The organism is Mesorhizobium sp. NZP2077, assembly GCF_013170805.1.
Lineage (GTDB): Bacteria > Pseudomonadota > Alphaproteobacteria > Rhizobiales > Rhizobiaceae > Mesorhizobium.
The window spans coordinates 1571257-1586206 of sequence record NZ_CP051293.1; the positions used below are offsets into that span (position 1 = coordinate 1571257).

Sequence of the window (14950 nt, forward strand, 5' to 3'; positions counted from 1 at the left end):
TTCAGGTCGGCCGGGCGCCGAACTTGTTGCGAAACTCGGTGTAGAGATCGCGGCGCCAACGCCGGCCGCAGACATAGCCGTTGACCAGTTGCGGCAGCGAGTAGCCAAGCTCCTTGGAAGAGCGGTTGGCCATGTACCCGGCAAATGCCTCGGGCAAACGGCCCCTGAGAATATCGGCAATCAGCTGGCGCGAGATCATGTAGGGGGGAATGTGCGGGTAGGCGTGGGCAATATGCGGATGCTTGCTCATCAGATTTGCATAGGCTTCGACATAGCCATCGCGGCGGCCTGAAATCGAATTCTCCGAATTGTGTTTCGTCCAGTCGAGATCTCCGGACAGTTGCGCGCCGAAGCGCCTGGCGAGGCGCAGCAGCAATTCCCGATCCTGCATCCGGGTTATGTCGCTGTCATAGCCGCCAATGGCCAGCAAGGCCTCGCGGCGGGCTGATATCGCCGAGCCGGCGATGAAGATCGTTTGCGCCACAAGCGTCCGCTCCAGCATAGCCGGGCTGACGAATGCCTCGGGGTTGATGCAGTTGGTGGTGCGGCCGCTCTTCAAGGAGACGAACGAGCTGAGCAGAACCTGAAGCGCGGGATTGTCATCGAACCACCTCAAGGTCCGTTCGAGCCGGTGCGGCATGTAGACATCGTCGGAATCGAGAAATGTCACCACCGGTGCCCGCGCACGCTCGATTCCGGCATTCCTGGCAGCATTGGCACCTCGCCATTTCGCACCGACATAGATCAGCCGCGGATCGCTGATGCGGGCCAGCGCCGCTTCCGTGCCATCGGTGGAGCCATCGTCGATGACGATATGCTCAAGCCTCGCCATGCTCTGGGAAAGCACGCTTTCCACGGCGCGCAATACCGTTTCGCGCCGGTTGTGGGTCGGCGTGATGACCGTGATAAGGGGAGAGCGCTCCGTCTTTGCGGTCATATCGCGTCAGCCACATCCGGCGCAAAAATGCTTGTCCCGCCAGTCCCCTCGATTTTTGGGATGGTTAGATGGATCGGACTTCCCCTTCCGTGACCCCTCATCAATTCGTTGTGAGGCTACAAAAGACAGCCACTCATGTCACCATCGCGCCGCGGCAAATCCATGCGGAATGACGATTCCCGCGACTAGCGCCCCAAGTGCAACACCATCGCTGCCCGTTATGCTTGCGAATCGCCATTGCGAAGATGGAACGGCCTGACGTGCGATCGCAGCTATTCCATGACGTCAGAGGTAATCGCGTCGCAGCTGATGTTTGGGCAGATTACCCTTGCGCGGCAGCAACCCGGCGTTGAACCAGAGGGAGTTTATGTCATGACCGCTTACGCCGTTGCCCATATGCGCCAAGTCACGATGGGTCCGCAAATCGTCGAGTATCTGCACAAGATCGATGCCACGCTGGAACCTTTCGGCGGCCGTTTCCTGGTCCATGGCGACGACGTCGAGGTGATCGAGAACGACTGGCCGGGCAACCTTATCATCATCGAATTTCCAGAGAGGGACCATGCGCGCAACTGGTACGATTCGCCCGCCTATCAGGCGATACTGGCGCTGCGCACAGAAAATTCTCTATCTGACGTGGTGTTCGTTGACGGCGTCGAACATCCGCACAAGGCGACGGATGTTCTGGGCTAGCGGCCCGGTAATCGGCCGCTGTGGGGCCCTCTGCTTTGCGCTTGGATGCGTTCATCCACCGGTAAAATCGGGCAGAACTTCAATCTCGTCTGTGATGAGGCCCATGGCCAAACTGAACTGGCCCCAAAATGCCAAACTGTAGAACGCCAGGCCGACAAGCAGAGACAATGGAATTTGCCAGATTGGCATTCCTGTTTGCCGGGCATGCCGTATGACGCGCCGTGCTGTGCGCCACGACATGGTGAGCCATCGGCTGAGCGATTTTGCGATCCGCCGACCACGACGAGAAGATTCCAGTTCTCTGAATTTCCGGTCGGCATCGCGACCGGTCACCAGCGCGCGCCAGAGGAAGAATCGCCAGCCGCGCGGCGGGTGGTGATAGACACGTGCATTGGCGCTGATCAGTTTATGGCCGTCGCGCTCAAGCTCACGCATTAGGAGCGTGCAGGAAACCTTGAACCCATTGTTTTCGGGGAAAGGATGATCGGTGATCCAGTCACGGCGAAAGGCAACGTTGTTGGCGTTGATCGCCCGTTTCGAAGCAAAACGGGCATCCCTTTTCGCCATCGGAAAAAACCAGATCAGTGCAAATGTTCTCGACATGAAGTCATCGTAGTAAAGGTACGTATATCCATTCACGGCCACGGTCACGGGATCTTGAAATGGATCAAGCATGGCCGAGAGCCATCCGGATTCCGTGACGGTGTCCGAGTCTGTGAAAATGACGATATCACCGTCGGTGGCCGGGATGCCATTGTTCTTGAGATCGTAATACCTGCCGCCTGGGCATGCGACGAAGATCAAGTCGGCAACCTGTTCCAGCCGCAATGCTGCAGATGCGATATTACATCTCAGCAAAACGGTGTCCGCATCGTCTCCGCCATGGGAAATAACGACCTGCGGCCTGGCAAGGCCCAACGAAGACACAGCGCCGATTTCGCGCGCCAAGGCAGTCAACCCGATGCTGACCTCGTCCAGGTCGACCGACCTGGCGTTCTCCATTTCCACGACAACGGAATAGCTCAGCGAATTTACAGGCACGTTTATGGAATCCGATTGTAACGCAAGCAGTTCAAGCAACGCTTCAGCACGAAGAAATCCGGATATCAACCTTATCGCTTCAACAAGAACACCGCCTGCTGGCCGAAGAAATTCCAGAACCACCAGGGCATCGACAGGCCGATCTTCTGGCCGGCGGCGTCGAGGGCGGTCGCTTTTTCCACCGTCGCACCGAGCTCCTCGCACAGATTGACGAAGTCGCGGATGGTGCAGAAATGGATGTTGGGCGTGTCGTACCAGGAATAGGGCAGGTCCTGGGTCACCGGCATACGGCCTTTGACGAACAGCGACAGGCGCACCCGCCAATGGCCGAAATTGGGGAAGGACACGATCGCCCGGTTGCCGATCCGTAGCAGTTCGTCGAGCACCAGCTTCGGGTTGCGGGTCGCCTGCAAGGTCTGCGACAGGACGACGAAGTCAAAACCCTTGTCGGGATAGAATTCGAGATCCTTGTCGGCATCGCCCTGGATGACGGAGAGGCCACGCGCCACGCATTCGTTGACGCCGCGCTGCGACAGTTCAAGTCCGCGGCCGTCAACCTGCTTGGTGTCCTGCAGCAATTCAAGCAACGACCCGTCGCCCGAACCGACGTCGAGCACGCGCGACTGCGGCGGGATGAGGTTGGCGACGACCTCGAGGTCGACGCGCTGGCTGCCATTGACGCTCATGATGCGAGTCCTCTGGCGCGAGCCGCCGAGCCGATGAAGCCCTTGATGGCGGCGAACAGTTCCGGCTCGTCGAGCAGGAAGGCGTCGTGGCCGCGATCGGTCTCGATCTCGACGAAGGATACCGAGGCGCCAGCGGCATTGAGCGCGTGCACGATCGAACGGCTCGCTTCGGTCGGAAACAGCCAGTCCGATGTGAACGACACCAGGCAGAAACGAGTCTTGGTGCCGGCAAAGGCGTCCGCCAATCTGCCGCCATGGTCGGCGGCGAGGTCGAAATAATCCATGGACCGCGTCATGTAGAGGTAGGAGTTGGCGTCGAAGCGGTCGACGAAGGTCATGCCCTGGTGGCGCAGATAGCTTTCGATTTGGAAGTCGGCATCGAAGCCGAAAGTCAGGTGGTCGCGGTCCTGCAAATTGCGGCCGAATTTTCGGTGCAGGGCGGCTTCCGAAAGGTAGGTGATGTGGGCGGCCATGCGCGCCACCGCCAGGCCCTTTTCCGGACGCTTGCCGTGCTCGAAATATTTGCCGCCATGCCAGTCGGGATCGGCCATGACGGCCTGCCGGCCGACCTCGTGGAAGGCGATGTTCTGGGAGGAATGGCGGGCGCCGGTGGCGATCGGCAGCGCTGAAAAAACGCGCTCGGGATAGCTTGAGGCCCATTCCAGCACCTGCATGCCGCCCATCGAGCCGCCGAGCACGCAGAACAGCTTCTCGATGCCGAAATGATCGATCAGCATCTGCTGCGCGCGCACCATGTCGCGGATGGTGATGATGGGCAGGTCGAGCCCGTAGGGTTTTCCGGTGGCGGGATTGGTCGAGGCCGGGCCGGTGGAGCCGAGGCAGCCGCCGATGACGTTGGAGCAGATGACGAAGAAGCGGTTGGTGTCGATGATCTTGCCGGGGCCGATCAGCACTTCCCACCAGCCCGGCTTGCCCGTCACCGGATTGGTGTTGGCGACATGCTGGTCGCCGGTCAGCGCATGGCAGACGAGGATGGCATTGGAGCGGGCATCGTTCAGCGTGCCATAGGTCTGGTAGGCGATCTGGAACGGCGACAGCAGCGTGCCGGCATCGAGCTTGAGCGGCTTGTCGGGGCCAAAGCGCAACACCGGGCTCGACGGCTGGTCGGCCTCATTGTTGGTCTTTCCTGCGCGCAGAGCGGCCATTCTCGTCTCACTAGCTGCATCGTATCAGACGAAAAATCGCCGACGATGCGTCCGTCCGGCCGGAAGCGGACAATAAAAAACCGGCATTGCCGTTCGCAAAGCCGGTTACGTCACGCAAACGGCCCTTTAGCGAATTGTTTAACGTGGCTGCAAGCCGACCGGCCAAATCACCACGGAACTGTCGCAGTCCTTCTAGAACTCGCCCGCCCTGCCGTCAATGGCAGCTGCCAGGCCGGCTGCTGGCCCCACTGCCGCCTCTCGACATTGCCGGCCATGGCTTGTATTTCCGCTGCGGCCTCCGGATGGAGGCATTTTCGACGGATTTTGCAAAAAATGAACCAGACACCGGATCAGGCACGTCCAACCCCGCGCGCGGGCATCATGGACATTGACGCCTATGTGCCCGGCAAGAGCACGGCGCCGGCGGGTGTCGCCAAGGTCTACAAGCTGTCGTCGAACGAGAACCCGCTCGGGCCGTCACCGAAGGCTATCGAGGCCGCGCGTGAGGTTGCCGCCAAACTCGACATCTATCCCGACGGCACCGCCAAACGGCTGCGCGAGGCGATCGCCGAGGTGCACGGCCTCAACGCGCAGAACATCATCTGCTCGAACGGTTCCGACGAGATTCTCGGCCTTTTGGCACAGACCTATCTTGCGCCCGGCGACGAAGCGATTTTCACCGAACACGCCTTCATGGTCTACAAGATCTACATCCAGTCGGCCGGGGCCACTCCGGTTGTGGTCAAGGAGACCGAGGAACGCGCCGACATCGATGCGATCCTGGCCGCTGTCACGCCGCATACGAAAATCGTGTTCCTGGCCAATCCCAACAATCCGACCGGTACCTATGTGCCGTTCCAGGAGGTGCGTCGCCTGCATGCCGGCCTGCCCAGGCATGTGCTGCTGGTGCTCGACGCGGCCTATGCCGAATATGTCCGCCGCAACGACTATGAAGCAGGCATTGAGCTGGTCGGCAGCACGGAGAACGTGGTCATGACCCGCACCTTCTCCAAGATCGGCCTGGGTGGCGCGCGGATCGGCTGGATGTATGGTCCCCTGCATATCGTCGACGCGATCAACCGCGTGCGGGGGCCTTTCAACGTCAATGCGACGGCGATCGAGGCCGGCATCGCCGCGATCCGCGACCGCGCCCATGTCGAGCGCAGCGTGGCGCATAACGAGACCTGGCTCACCTGGCTGAGCCAGGAGATGACCGGGCTCGGGCTGCGGGTGACGCCCAGCGTCGGCAATTTTCTGCTCATTCATTTTCCCGACGACCAGAAGCATTCGGCGGCGGCGGCTGACGATTACCTGACCGCGCGCGGCTATATATTGCGGCGCGTTTCAGGCTACGGCTTCCCCAACGCGTTGCGCATGACCGTCGGCACCGAAGAGGCCAATCGCGGCGTTGTCGCCGCGCTTACGACATTCCTGAAAAGCTGAACGCCCAAAGGCCGGAACGCCATGACATCACCGATGTTTGAAAAGATCGCGCTCGTCGGCATCGGCCTGATCGGCTCGTCGCTCGCCCGCGTCATCCGCCGCGAGGGGCTGGCCGGTCACGTCGCCATCTCGACCCGCAGCGCCTCGACACTGGCGCGAGCACAGGAGCTTGAACTAGGCGACTCCTACACAACCGATGCGAAGGAAGCGGTCCGCGATGCCGATCTGGTCATCGTCTCGGTGCCGGTCGGCTCGTCCGGCGCTGTGGCGCAGGAGATCGCGCCGGCGCTGAAGAAGGGCGCGATCCTCACCGATGTCGGCTCGACCAAGGCGTCGGTCATCGCGCAGATGCAGCCGCATGTGCCTGACGGCGTGCATTTCATTCCCGGCCATCCGCTGGCGGGCACGGAAAAATCCGGACCGGATGCCGGTTTCGCCGACCTGTTCGACAATCGCTGGTGCATCTTCACGCCGGTGCCGGGCACCGATCCGGATGCACTGGAGAAGCTGTCGGAATTCTGGCGCCGCTGCGGCGCCAACATCGACACGATGGACCCGCAGCATCATGACATGACGCTGGCCATCGTCTCGCATCTGCCGCACATCATTGCCTACAACATCGTCGGCACCGCCGACGACCTGGAATCGGTGACCAAGACGGAAGTGATCAAATATTCCGCCTCCGGCTTTCGCGATTTCACGCGTCTGGCGGCCTCGGATCCGACAATGTGGCGCGATGTCTGCCTGCACAACAAGGACGCCATCCTCGAAATGCTGGCACGGTTCTCGGAAGATCTGGCGTTCCTGCAACGCGCGATCCGCTGGGGCGACGGCGACAAGCTGTTCGATCTGTTCACCCGCACCCGGGCCGTGCGGCGGTCGATCATCGAGGCCGGCCAGGATATCGACGTGCCGGATTTCGGCCGTCAGGCAGTCGAGCACCCAGCCAAGAGCTAAGCTGTTTCAGGCCAGGTCGCCGCGATCATCGCCAGCGTCTCGGCTCGGTCAGGCGCGCCCAGCCTGCCGCCGAAGCGCTGGCATTTGAGCGCCGCGGCGGCGCTTGCAAAGCGCAAAGCCTGCTCGACCGTCATGGCCTCCGCCAGTCCGACGGCAAAGGCGCCGTGGAAGACATCATATCACCCGCCGCCAGCGTGTCGACCGCCTTGATTTTTGGCGCCGCGACATGTCGGCATGATTGCGCCGCGCGATCGAACCACCAGGTGCCTGCCGCGCCGCCGGTGACCGCGACGAAGGCGTCGGTGCGGGAGGCGAGGTCGGTGCAAGCACTCTCCAGATCCAGCGCCTGGCCGCATATGATGCGGACCGCCGGCTCGGAGGCGACAATGTGCGAGGCCAGCGGCAACAACTGCTCCAGCACCGCCAGCGGCGCGGTATCGGCGTCAAGGATCGCCGGCCGACCGGCGGCGTGCGCCGCCTTGAGGGCAAGGGCCGCGGCACCCGGCCAGCGCACGTCCACCAGCACGGCATCGAACGCCGCTATGTCTGCGAAAGGCAAAGTCTCGGGATTGGTCTGGGCCAGCCTGTCATAGAAAGGCACGATGATGCGCTCGCCATGCGCGTCGACCAGGATCGAGGCCAGTGCCGACCGGGCGTCGCTGACGCGGCGGACATAGCTGCAATCGACGCCTTCGGCCTCGACCCCGGCAATCAGCTGATCGCCGATGGGATCGTTGCCGGCGCTCGCCCACAGCGATACGTCGGCACCCAGGCGATGCGCGGCGCAGGCAGCACTGGTGGCCATGCCCGAGGCAATCTGGACACCGTCGGAGGCAATGAATTTTCCCTGGTGGGTGGGAAGTGTCTCGACACGCAGGATCGTGTCCAGCGTCAGCGCGCCGACACTCAGGAGCCTCACAGGTTTTGCCATGGCCGCGCTATTGCACCGGCTTGATCTTGCCGAGCGGAATGAAGCCGAGCGAGGCCTTGCCTTTGACCACTTTCAGCGGCATCGACGGTTCGCTGCCGAGCAAAGCGAGGGCGGCAAAACCCTGCTCGATTGCATTTTTCTGCTCAGGTATGGCGCCGGCAAGGATGGTGGCAACAGCCTTCGGATCCTTGATCCGGATCATCAGATCGGCGTCGACCAGGCCTTCGGCATCGACCGATAGCGGTCCGGAAACAGTGATGCGCGCCGTCCCCGACGAGACATCCAGGTTGCGGATTTCGACCTTCTGGCCGCGCAGGCTTTTCACCTGCGTGCCGATCAGCGCGACGCCGTTCTTCAGCGTGGCGTCGCCGCTGGCATCGAGCGCCGGCAGCACGCGCCCGCCGATCGCATCCGGGTCGATCTCGAGATCACCGAAGCTGCCGACATAGTCGAGATCGCCGCCATTCGGCTGCAACTGGCCGGCGGCCCTGCCGGCGCTGAACAGTTCAACCGGATCGGTGTCGTCAGCCGGATCGGTCTGGCCGGACAGGCCCTCGGCCTGCAGGGATATACGGTGCGGCAGCGGGTACCACAATTTGACGTTGGCCTGCAGATTGTCCCAGTCGATCCACAGCGGCATCATGCCTGGGACAGAGGTTCTGAGCGGTCCGCGCAGATTGGCAACCGGGGACAAAGGCTGGATGATCTGGGCGACGGCATTGAAGGAGCCGGCCGAGGCGGCGATGTTCTTGGCATCGTCCTCGTAGGCGAGGTTGTCGCAGGAGACGGTAAAGCTCAAGGGATAGCCGCTGACCTGGAGATTGGCGCAGCCGGCCTCGATGCCGCTCTTGTTGAGCGTGGCAACCGCCTTGTCGGCCTCAGTCCTGACCCGGTCAGCCATGTAGAACCAGCCGCCGCTGTAGATGGCAAACAGCACAACGATGAACGCCACGAGCCAGAACAGGCCGCGGCGGGACTTTGGTTGGCGTTCGTCACTTGACGTCATGCTTTGGCTCTCATTAACGCATGGGTATTGGTGGACGGAGCTTCGATTCCGACAACAATAGGTAGACAGACACAGACGGAAAAAACACCGATTCAGGTGCGGTGTCGGCAATCTTTTACAATCAGGCGCGGCGATATGGGCGATTTTTGGGTGTTTGGCTACGGTTCGCTGATCTGGCGGCCCGGTTTCGCACATGTCGAGACACGCCGCGCCCGGCTGCATGGCTACCGCCGCTCGCTCTGTGTCTATTCCTTCGTGCATCGCGGCACGCGCCAGCGACCTGGACTGGTGCTCGGTCTCGACCATGGCGGTTCCTGCGTCGGCCTGGCTTTCCGTGTGCCAGGCGAGTTGCGCGACGAGGTCATCGCCTATCTGCGCGAACGCGAGCTCGTTACATCAGTCTATCTCGAGCGTACGCTCAGGGTTCGCCTTGATGGCGGCGGCATGGTCGAAGCGGTGGCCTACATCGTCGACCGCAAGCATGAGCAATATGCCGGCGCGCTGGACACCGCGCATGCGGCGGCGGTGGTGCGCGGTGCGGTCGGCCAATCCGGCAATAATGAGGATTATGTGTTCAGCACGCTGAAGCATCTGGAAGCGCTTGATATCCGCGACCATTGGCTGGAAGAAGTGGCTCGGGGGATAGCGCCTTTGTGAAGGCTGGCTCTGCGGAAAAGGCAGCCAGGCCTTTGACCTTGGTGCGGCGAGACCTAGGTTAGGCTGCGAACCCCAGCCAGCGGGCGGCATCCGCCTGGCCCAATCCTCACGGAGATCCGTCTTGCAGAAACGCCGTCTCGGTCGCACCGACCTTTCCATCGCGCCGCTCGTTCTGGGCGGCAACGTCTTCGGCTGGACCGCCGACGAGAAGACATCCTTCGACCTGCTCGACCGCTTCGTCGGGGCTGGTCTTAACGCTGTCGATACGGCCGACGCCTATTCACGCTGGGTCCCCGGCCACAAGGGCGGCGAATCCGAAACCATCATCGGCAACTGGATGAAGAACCGTGGCAACCGTGACAAGGTCGTGGTGATAACCAAGGTCGGCTCCGATATGGGGCAGGGCCACAAGGACCTGTCCGCCGCCTATATCGAAAAGGCCGTCGACGCGTCGTTGAAGCGGCTGCAGGTCGACGCCATCGACCTCTATCTGTCGCACTGGCCGGATCCGACCACGCCCTATGAGGAAACGCTGGGCGCCTACGAGAAGCTGCTCGCCAAGGGCAAGGTCCGCCATGTCGGCTGCTCGAACCTCGATGCCGGCCAGTTGCGCGCCGCGCTCGATGTGGCGAGCCTGCGCAGCCTGCCGCGCTACGAGGTGCTGCAGCCAGAATACAATCTCTACGACCGCTCCTCCTTCGATGGGCCGTTGCGCGATCTGTGTGTGGCCGAGGATATCGGCGTCATCACCTATTTCAGCCTGGCCAAGGGTTTCCTAAGCGGCAAATACCGCAGCGAAGCCGATCTTGGCCAAAGCGAGCGAGGCGAAGATGTCGGCAGCTATCTCAACCCGCGCGGCATGCGCATCCTTGCAGCGCTGGACGCGGTGTCGGCGAGGCATTCGGCGAAGCAGGCGGAAGTCGCGCTTGCCTGGGTTATCGCGCGGCCAGGCGTCACCGCGCCGATAGCCAGCGCCACCAAGCCGAGCCAGATGGACAGCCTGATCAAGGCAGTGTCACTGAAGTTGAGCGCCGACGATATGGCCGAGCTCGACAAGGCGAGCAACTGAGGCCCCCCGCCACCGCGCTGCGCACGAACGTCCAAGACCACCCTCCTGTCTTGCCATAGCGTCCTTGGCTCGAGGCAAGACAGGGGGTGCAATGACTGAACCGCTTCTTTCGCAGCCGGAGCTTTGGCGGCCGCTGCTCGCACTCGTGCTTGCCGCCGCGGTCGTCATGGGCAGTCCAGGTCCGGCAACGATAAGCGTCACCGCCGTCGGTGCCGCCTTCGGCCTGCGCCACTCGTTGCGCTATACAAGCGGTATCATCCTGGGCACGATCGCCGTACTGCTGGTCGTGGCGACCGGGATCGTGGCCGTGCTTGGGTCGATGCCGAAGCTGATGCCGTTGCTGGTTGTCGCGTCCGCCGCCTACATCCTCTATCTCGCCTTCAAGATCGCCACGGCGCCGCCGCTGGCGGCACGCACGGCCGAGGCTTCGCACCCGACCTGGCTGGCCGGTTTTCTCCTGGCTGTCGCTAACCCCAAGGCCTATGTGGCGATCGCCGCTGTGTTCGCCGGCGCCTCGTCGAACCAGGGCGGTGCCGAACTCGGCCTATGGCTGAAGCTGACGGTGCTCGCGGTGATGATCGTTGTCATCCACGCCGTGTGGCTGCTTGCCGGCGCGGCGTTCGCGCGCTTCCTGCGCAGGCCCGTCACGTCCCGGATCATCAATCTGGTCTTTGCCGCGACGCTGGTGCTGACCACAGTGCTGGCTGTCTATGGCTGATTGCCTGGCCGGAGGGCCTTCAGGTCTTCGCGCCGAGTTCCCGCAACCGCTTCACCGCGGTCGGCGGCAAGGCCGGCGGGTTGGGTGCGCGGGATGCCTCGACGAGCATCTGGTCGCAGGCCGCTTCCGTCTCGCCGATGAGCCGCGCCATGAACTCGTCCTTGCCGAGGCCCGGTGGAATCGGCGGCAGGAAACGCGCCTTGATGGTGCCGGGATAGCGCAGGAACTTGCGGCGCGGCCAATAGAGGCCGGCGACATGGGCGACCGGCACCACCGGAACGCCAAGCTGTGCGTAGATTTCGACGATGCCGTATTTGTAGGCCGGCTCATCGCCCGGCGCCCGGCGCGTGCCCTCGGGATAGATGATCAGCTGGCGTGGATTGCGCGCCATCTCTTCCCTGGTCGCGGCGACCACTGCCTTCAAGGCTTTGGAGCGGCTGCCGCGATGAACCGGGATCATGCGCATCTTCATGATGTACCAGCCGAAGAACGGTATCCAGGTCAGCTCGCGCTTGAGGATGTAGAGCGGATCCTGGAGGAAAGGGAAGAAGGCGATGGCGTCCCAGAACGACTGGTGCTTGGGCGCCAGGATGAAGGAGCCTTCGGGCAGGTTTTCCTGCCCTGTAATGTCGCTTTTGGTGCCGGCGATCTTGTCATAGAGCCACATGCAGCTGCGCGACCAGAATTTCGGCACGAACCACGCGCGGTGACGGGGCGACAGGAAATAATAGGGGGTCCAGAGGATCATCTGGACGATCAGATTGACGTAGAAGACGAAGTTGAACGCCAGCGATCTGACATAGAGCATGGGGGAGGTCCGGTGAGGAAGTGTGCGTTGGTTACACCAAGCAGCGGCAAAATGGAAACAGGGCGATGCGGCTCATTTTACCAGGTCGCCCGGGCCAGACGTTCCCTCAGGCGTGGGGCGGCGAAATCGAGGAAGGCGCGCAGTTTCACCGGCAGCCGGCCCTGGCCGGCGTGCACCAGGTTTACCGGCCAAGGCTCCGGTTCGAATTCCCTGAGTACCGGGCAGAGTGTCCCTGAGCGCACAGCGGTGACAATCTGGTAGGAAAGCACTCGCGTCATCCCCACGCCGGCAATCGCAGCATCGATCGCCGCCTCCGCGGTGTTGACGCGGAGCCTTGAGTGGACCGGGACAGGAAAGTCAGCCTTGTCCACCGCGAAGGTCCAGGTGGCGAGCGAGCTCAGGCCCTCGAAGGTGATGCAGCTGTGCGTTTCGAGATCTCTTGGGGTCTTCGGAGCGCCCCGGTCTGCCAGATAGGCCGGACTTGCGCAGACTACATGACCGATCGAGCCGACCTTGACGGTGACCATGCGCGAATCCGGCAAACGGCCGATGCGGATGGCTAGGTCGATATGGTCCTCGGCCAGCTGGCTTATCCTGTCGCCGAGCGTCAGGCGGATATCCACCTGCGGGTAGGCGGCGAGGAAGGCAGTGACGACCGGCAGCACATGAAGGCGGCCAAAGACGATCGGCGCGGTGATGATCAGCTCACCCGTGGGAGCGCTGTATTCGCCGCCAGCGGTCCGTTCGGCCTCGCCAACCTCGTCTAGAATACGGCGGCAAGCGGCGAGGTAAGCTTCGCCGGCATCGGTCAGCGTCAGCCGTCGTGTTGACCGGTTCAACAGGCGTGTCTTGAGATGCCGCTCCAGATCGGAGACCTTGCGGCTGACGGTCGCAAGTGGAACGCCCGAACGGCGTGCGGCGGCGGAAAGGCTACCGGCCTCCACCGTCGCGACGAAAAGGGACATAGCCTCGAGGCGATCCATCATTTCTTCCGAAAATTGGAAGGATAGGTTGCAAGAATGGCACCTACATCTTCAATATGGAAGGCTGCATAAAGGGGGTGTCTCAACAAGGAAGTCCTCATGCCCCGCATTGCCACGCCCTCGTCCATCGCCACCGCTCCCGTGGCTGCGCAGCCCATGCTGCAGGCTGTAGAGAAACAACTCGGTGTCGTGCCGAATCTGTTTCGCATGGTCGCCAACAGTCCAGCCGCGCTGGAAGGTTATCTCGGCATGTCGGGGGCTTTGGCCAAGGGCCGGCTGCCGGCGCCGACACGCGAGCGCATCGCGCTGGCGGTCGCCGAGATCAATGGCTGCAACTACTGTCTTTCCGCGCACACCTATCTGGGCAAGAACCTCGCCAGGCTCGATGAAGCCGAGATGATGACCAACCGCCATGGTGGCTCCACGGACCCTAAGGCGGCTGCCGCGGTGCGTTTTGCCGCCAGGGTTGCGCAAAGCCGTGGGCATGTCGGCGACGAGGATCTCTCCGCCGTCAGGATGGCAAGCTATGATGATGGGGAGATCATCGAGATCGTCCAGCATGTCGCCCTGAATGTCTGGACCAATTATATCAACGAGGTTGCCAGGACCGTGATCGATTTTCCGGTTGTTTCTGCCCGCGATGCTGCCTGAATGCGGATAGGGCTGGCGGTGTCCGCCGGTACCACCCTTCATGCCCCAGAGGATTTCCCATGTCTGAGAGCCGCCCCCCGCTCCCGCCCTTCACCGCCGAGACAGCCGCGCAGAAGGCGCGCATGGCCGAGGATGCCTGGAATTCGCGTGATCCGGCGCGGGTCGCGCTCGCCTATACGACGGACAGCCGCTGGCGCAACCGCGCCGAATTCCTGCAAGGCCGCGATGCCATCCAGGCTTTCCTGACGCGCAAATGGAGCCGTGAGCTCGACTACCGGCTGATCAAGGAAGTCTGGGCCTTTCACGGCAACCGCATCGCCGTGCGCTTCGCCTATGAATGGCACGACGATTCGGGCTCCTGGTTCCGCAGCTACGGCAATGAGAACTGGGAGTTCGACGATCACGGGCTGATGCGCCTGCGCATCGCTAGCATCAACGACCTGCCGATCGGCGAGGCCGACCGCAAGTACCATTGGCCGCTTGGGCGCCGCCCGGATGACCACCCAACATTGTCGGAGCTCGGGCTTTAGACCCGTTCCGGGCAAGGAGGTTTCGATGAACGCGCATGCTTTCACCAGCGACGTCGCCTTCACGCCGACCGTCAAGGCGATCCAGGCACGCAAGGGCTCGCGCCAGTCTTACGCCCGCGTCGAGGAGCGCGGTGGCTGGCAAGCCGTCATCACGCCGGACCTTGCCGCGTTCATCGAGATGCAGACCAGCGTCTTCCTGTCGACGGCCAATGGCGACGGCCAGCCCTACATCCAGCATCGGGGCGGGCCGGCCGGCTTTCTCAAGGTGCTGGACGAAAAGACGATCGGCTTTGCGGATTTCTCCGGCAACAGGCAGTTCATCACGCAAGGCAATCTGGCCGATAATCCACGCGCCTTCCTGTTTTTGATCGACTACATGCTGCGCCAGCGCATCAAGATCTGGGGCACGGCGCGCGTTGTCGAAAACGATGCCGAACTGATGGCGAGGCTGATGCCTCAAGACTACAAGGCGCGTCCCGAGCAGGTCATCCTGCTTACGGTCTCAGCCTGGGATTCCAACTGTCCGCAACACATTCCACAGCGTTTCGAAGCGGCCGATGTGGCGACAGCGCTTGGTGAGCGGGACAAGCGCATTCGGCACCTCGAGCAGGAGGTCGCGCGTCTCAAGGCGGCGTCGAAGGGGACGGACAAGGAATGATGACGGAGCGCCAGGG

General features: G+C 62.4%; 16 protein-coding genes, 1 pseudogene and 1 riboswitch. Of the genes and pseudogenes, 9 read left to right on the forward strand and 8 right to left on the reverse strand.

Going from position 1 to position 14950, the window contains the following annotated elements:
* Position 1: 1 nt before the first annotated feature.
* Positions 2-937, reverse strand: coding sequence for a glycosyltransferase family 2 protein (locus tag HGP13_RS07780; RefSeq protein WP_172223544.1), 936 nt, complete (start codon positions 935-937; stop codon positions 2-4).
* Between the two features lie 372 nt (positions 938-1309).
* On the opposite strand from HGP13_RS07780, the gene HGP13_RS07785 reads away from it, so the two are divergent.
* Positions 1310-1630 carry a DUF1330 domain-containing protein gene (locus tag HGP13_RS07785; protein ID WP_172223546.1) on the forward strand — a complete coding sequence of 107 codons (321 nt, stop codon included), beginning with the start codon at positions 1310-1312 and terminating at the stop codon, positions 1628-1630.
* A 51-nt stretch (positions 1631-1681) separates the two neighbouring features.
* On the opposite strand, the gene HGP13_RS07790 is transcribed toward HGP13_RS07785, so the two are convergent.
* The 3 genes from HGP13_RS07790 to HGP13_RS07800 are packed head-to-tail and all read right to left on the reverse strand — an operon-like array spanning position 1682 to position 4523.
* A complete protein-coding gene (locus HGP13_RS07790) occupies positions 1682-2794 on the reverse strand; it encodes a glycosyltransferase family 2 protein (RefSeq protein WP_246707308.1) in 1113 nt (370 codons plus the stop codon).
* Entirely contained in the window at positions 2743-3357 is a 615-nt protein-coding gene (gene metW / locus HGP13_RS07795) for a methionine biosynthesis protein MetW (protein ID WP_027047441.1), read from the reverse strand. The genes HGP13_RS07790 and metW overlap by 52 nt, the downstream gene beginning before the upstream one ends.
* Positions 3354-4523 (reverse strand): homoserine O-acetyltransferase, encoded by a 1170-nt coding sequence (locus HGP13_RS07800; RefSeq protein WP_172223549.1) that lies wholly within the window; start codon positions 4521-4523, stop codon positions 3354-3356. The genes metW and HGP13_RS07800 overlap by 4 nt, the downstream gene beginning before the upstream one ends.
* Before the next feature lie 106 nt (positions 4524-4629).
* A riboswitch (SAM riboswitch) is annotated at positions 4630-4707 on the reverse strand.
* 149 nt (positions 4708-4856) lie between these two features.
* On the opposite strand from HGP13_RS07800, the gene hisC reads away from it, so the two are divergent.
* Complete coding sequence (hisC, locus tag HGP13_RS07805) at positions 4857-5966, forward strand: histidinol-phosphate transaminase (RefSeq protein ID WP_172223552.1); 1110 nt, start codon at positions 4857-4859, stop codon at positions 5964-5966.
* A 21-nt stretch (positions 5967-5987) separates the two neighbouring features.
* Positions 5988-6923 (forward strand): prephenate/arogenate dehydrogenase family protein, encoded by a 936-nt coding sequence (locus tag HGP13_RS07810; protein WP_172223555.1) that lies wholly within the window; start codon positions 5988-5990, stop codon positions 6921-6923.
* Here HGP13_RS07810 and HGP13_RS07815 read toward each other — a convergent pair.
* Positions 6920-7854: pseudogene (locus tag HGP13_RS07815) on the reverse strand (sugar kinase). The gene HGP13_RS07810 and the pseudogene HGP13_RS07815 sit on opposite strands and share 4 nt — an antisense overlap.
* Positions 7855-7861: 7 nt before the next feature.
* Positions 7862-8860 (reverse strand): DUF2125 domain-containing protein, encoded by a 999-nt coding sequence (locus HGP13_RS07820; RefSeq protein WP_172223558.1) that lies wholly within the window; start codon positions 8858-8860, stop codon positions 7862-7864.
* Positions 8861-8995: 135 nt separating this feature from the next.
* Between HGP13_RS07820 and HGP13_RS07825 the strand changes: the two genes are divergently transcribed.
* The 3 genes from HGP13_RS07825 (at position 8996) to HGP13_RS07835 (ending at position 11304) form a co-directional block, all read left to right on the forward strand.
* Positions 8996-9517 (forward strand): gamma-glutamylcyclotransferase, encoded by a 522-nt coding sequence (locus HGP13_RS07825; RefSeq protein ID WP_172223561.1) that lies wholly within the window; start codon positions 8996-8998, stop codon positions 9515-9517.
* 121 nt (positions 9518-9638) lie between these two features.
* Entirely contained in the window at positions 9639-10586 is a 948-nt protein-coding gene (locus tag HGP13_RS07830) for an aldo/keto reductase (protein WP_172223564.1), read from the forward strand.
* Positions 10587-10677: 91 nt separating this feature from the next.
* Positions 10678-11304: a LysE family translocator gene (locus HGP13_RS07835; RefSeq protein WP_172223568.1), complete on the forward strand. Its 627-nt coding sequence runs from the start codon at positions 10678-10680 to the stop codon at positions 11302-11304.
* Between the two features lie 19 nt (positions 11305-11323).
* Here HGP13_RS07835 and HGP13_RS07840 read toward each other — a convergent pair whose 3' ends face one another.
* Together HGP13_RS07840 and HGP13_RS07845 are read right to left on the reverse strand one after the other, a co-directional pair.
* Positions 11324-12112 (reverse strand): 1-acyl-sn-glycerol-3-phosphate acyltransferase, encoded by a 789-nt coding sequence (locus tag HGP13_RS07840; RefSeq protein ID WP_172223571.1) that lies wholly within the window; start codon positions 12110-12112, stop codon positions 11324-11326.
* Positions 12113-12189: 77 nt separating this feature from the next.
* A complete protein-coding gene (locus tag HGP13_RS07845; RefSeq protein WP_172234642.1) occupies positions 12190-13095 on the reverse strand; it encodes a LysR family transcriptional regulator in 906 nt (301 codons plus the stop codon).
* A gap of 99 nt (positions 13096-13194) precedes the next feature.
* Here HGP13_RS07845 and HGP13_RS07850 point away from each other — a divergent pair, with 99 nt between their 5' ends.
* The 3 genes from HGP13_RS07850 to HGP13_RS07860 are packed head-to-tail and all read left to right on the forward strand — an operon-like array spanning position 13195 to position 14934.
* Positions 13195-13746, forward strand: coding sequence for a carboxymuconolactone decarboxylase family protein (locus HGP13_RS07850; protein WP_172223574.1), 552 nt, complete (start codon positions 13195-13197; stop codon positions 13744-13746).
* A 59-nt stretch (positions 13747-13805) separates the two neighbouring features.
* Complete coding sequence (locus HGP13_RS07855; RefSeq protein ID WP_172223577.1) at positions 13806-14276, forward strand: DUF1348 family protein; 471 nt, start codon at positions 13806-13808, stop codon at positions 14274-14276.
* 25 nt (positions 14277-14301) lie between these two features.
* Positions 14302-14934, forward strand: a complete 633-nt coding sequence (locus tag HGP13_RS07860) for a pyridoxamine 5'-phosphate oxidase family protein (protein WP_172223579.1) — start codon at positions 14302-14304, stop codon at positions 14932-14934.
* Positions 14935-14950: the final 16 nt, after the last annotated feature.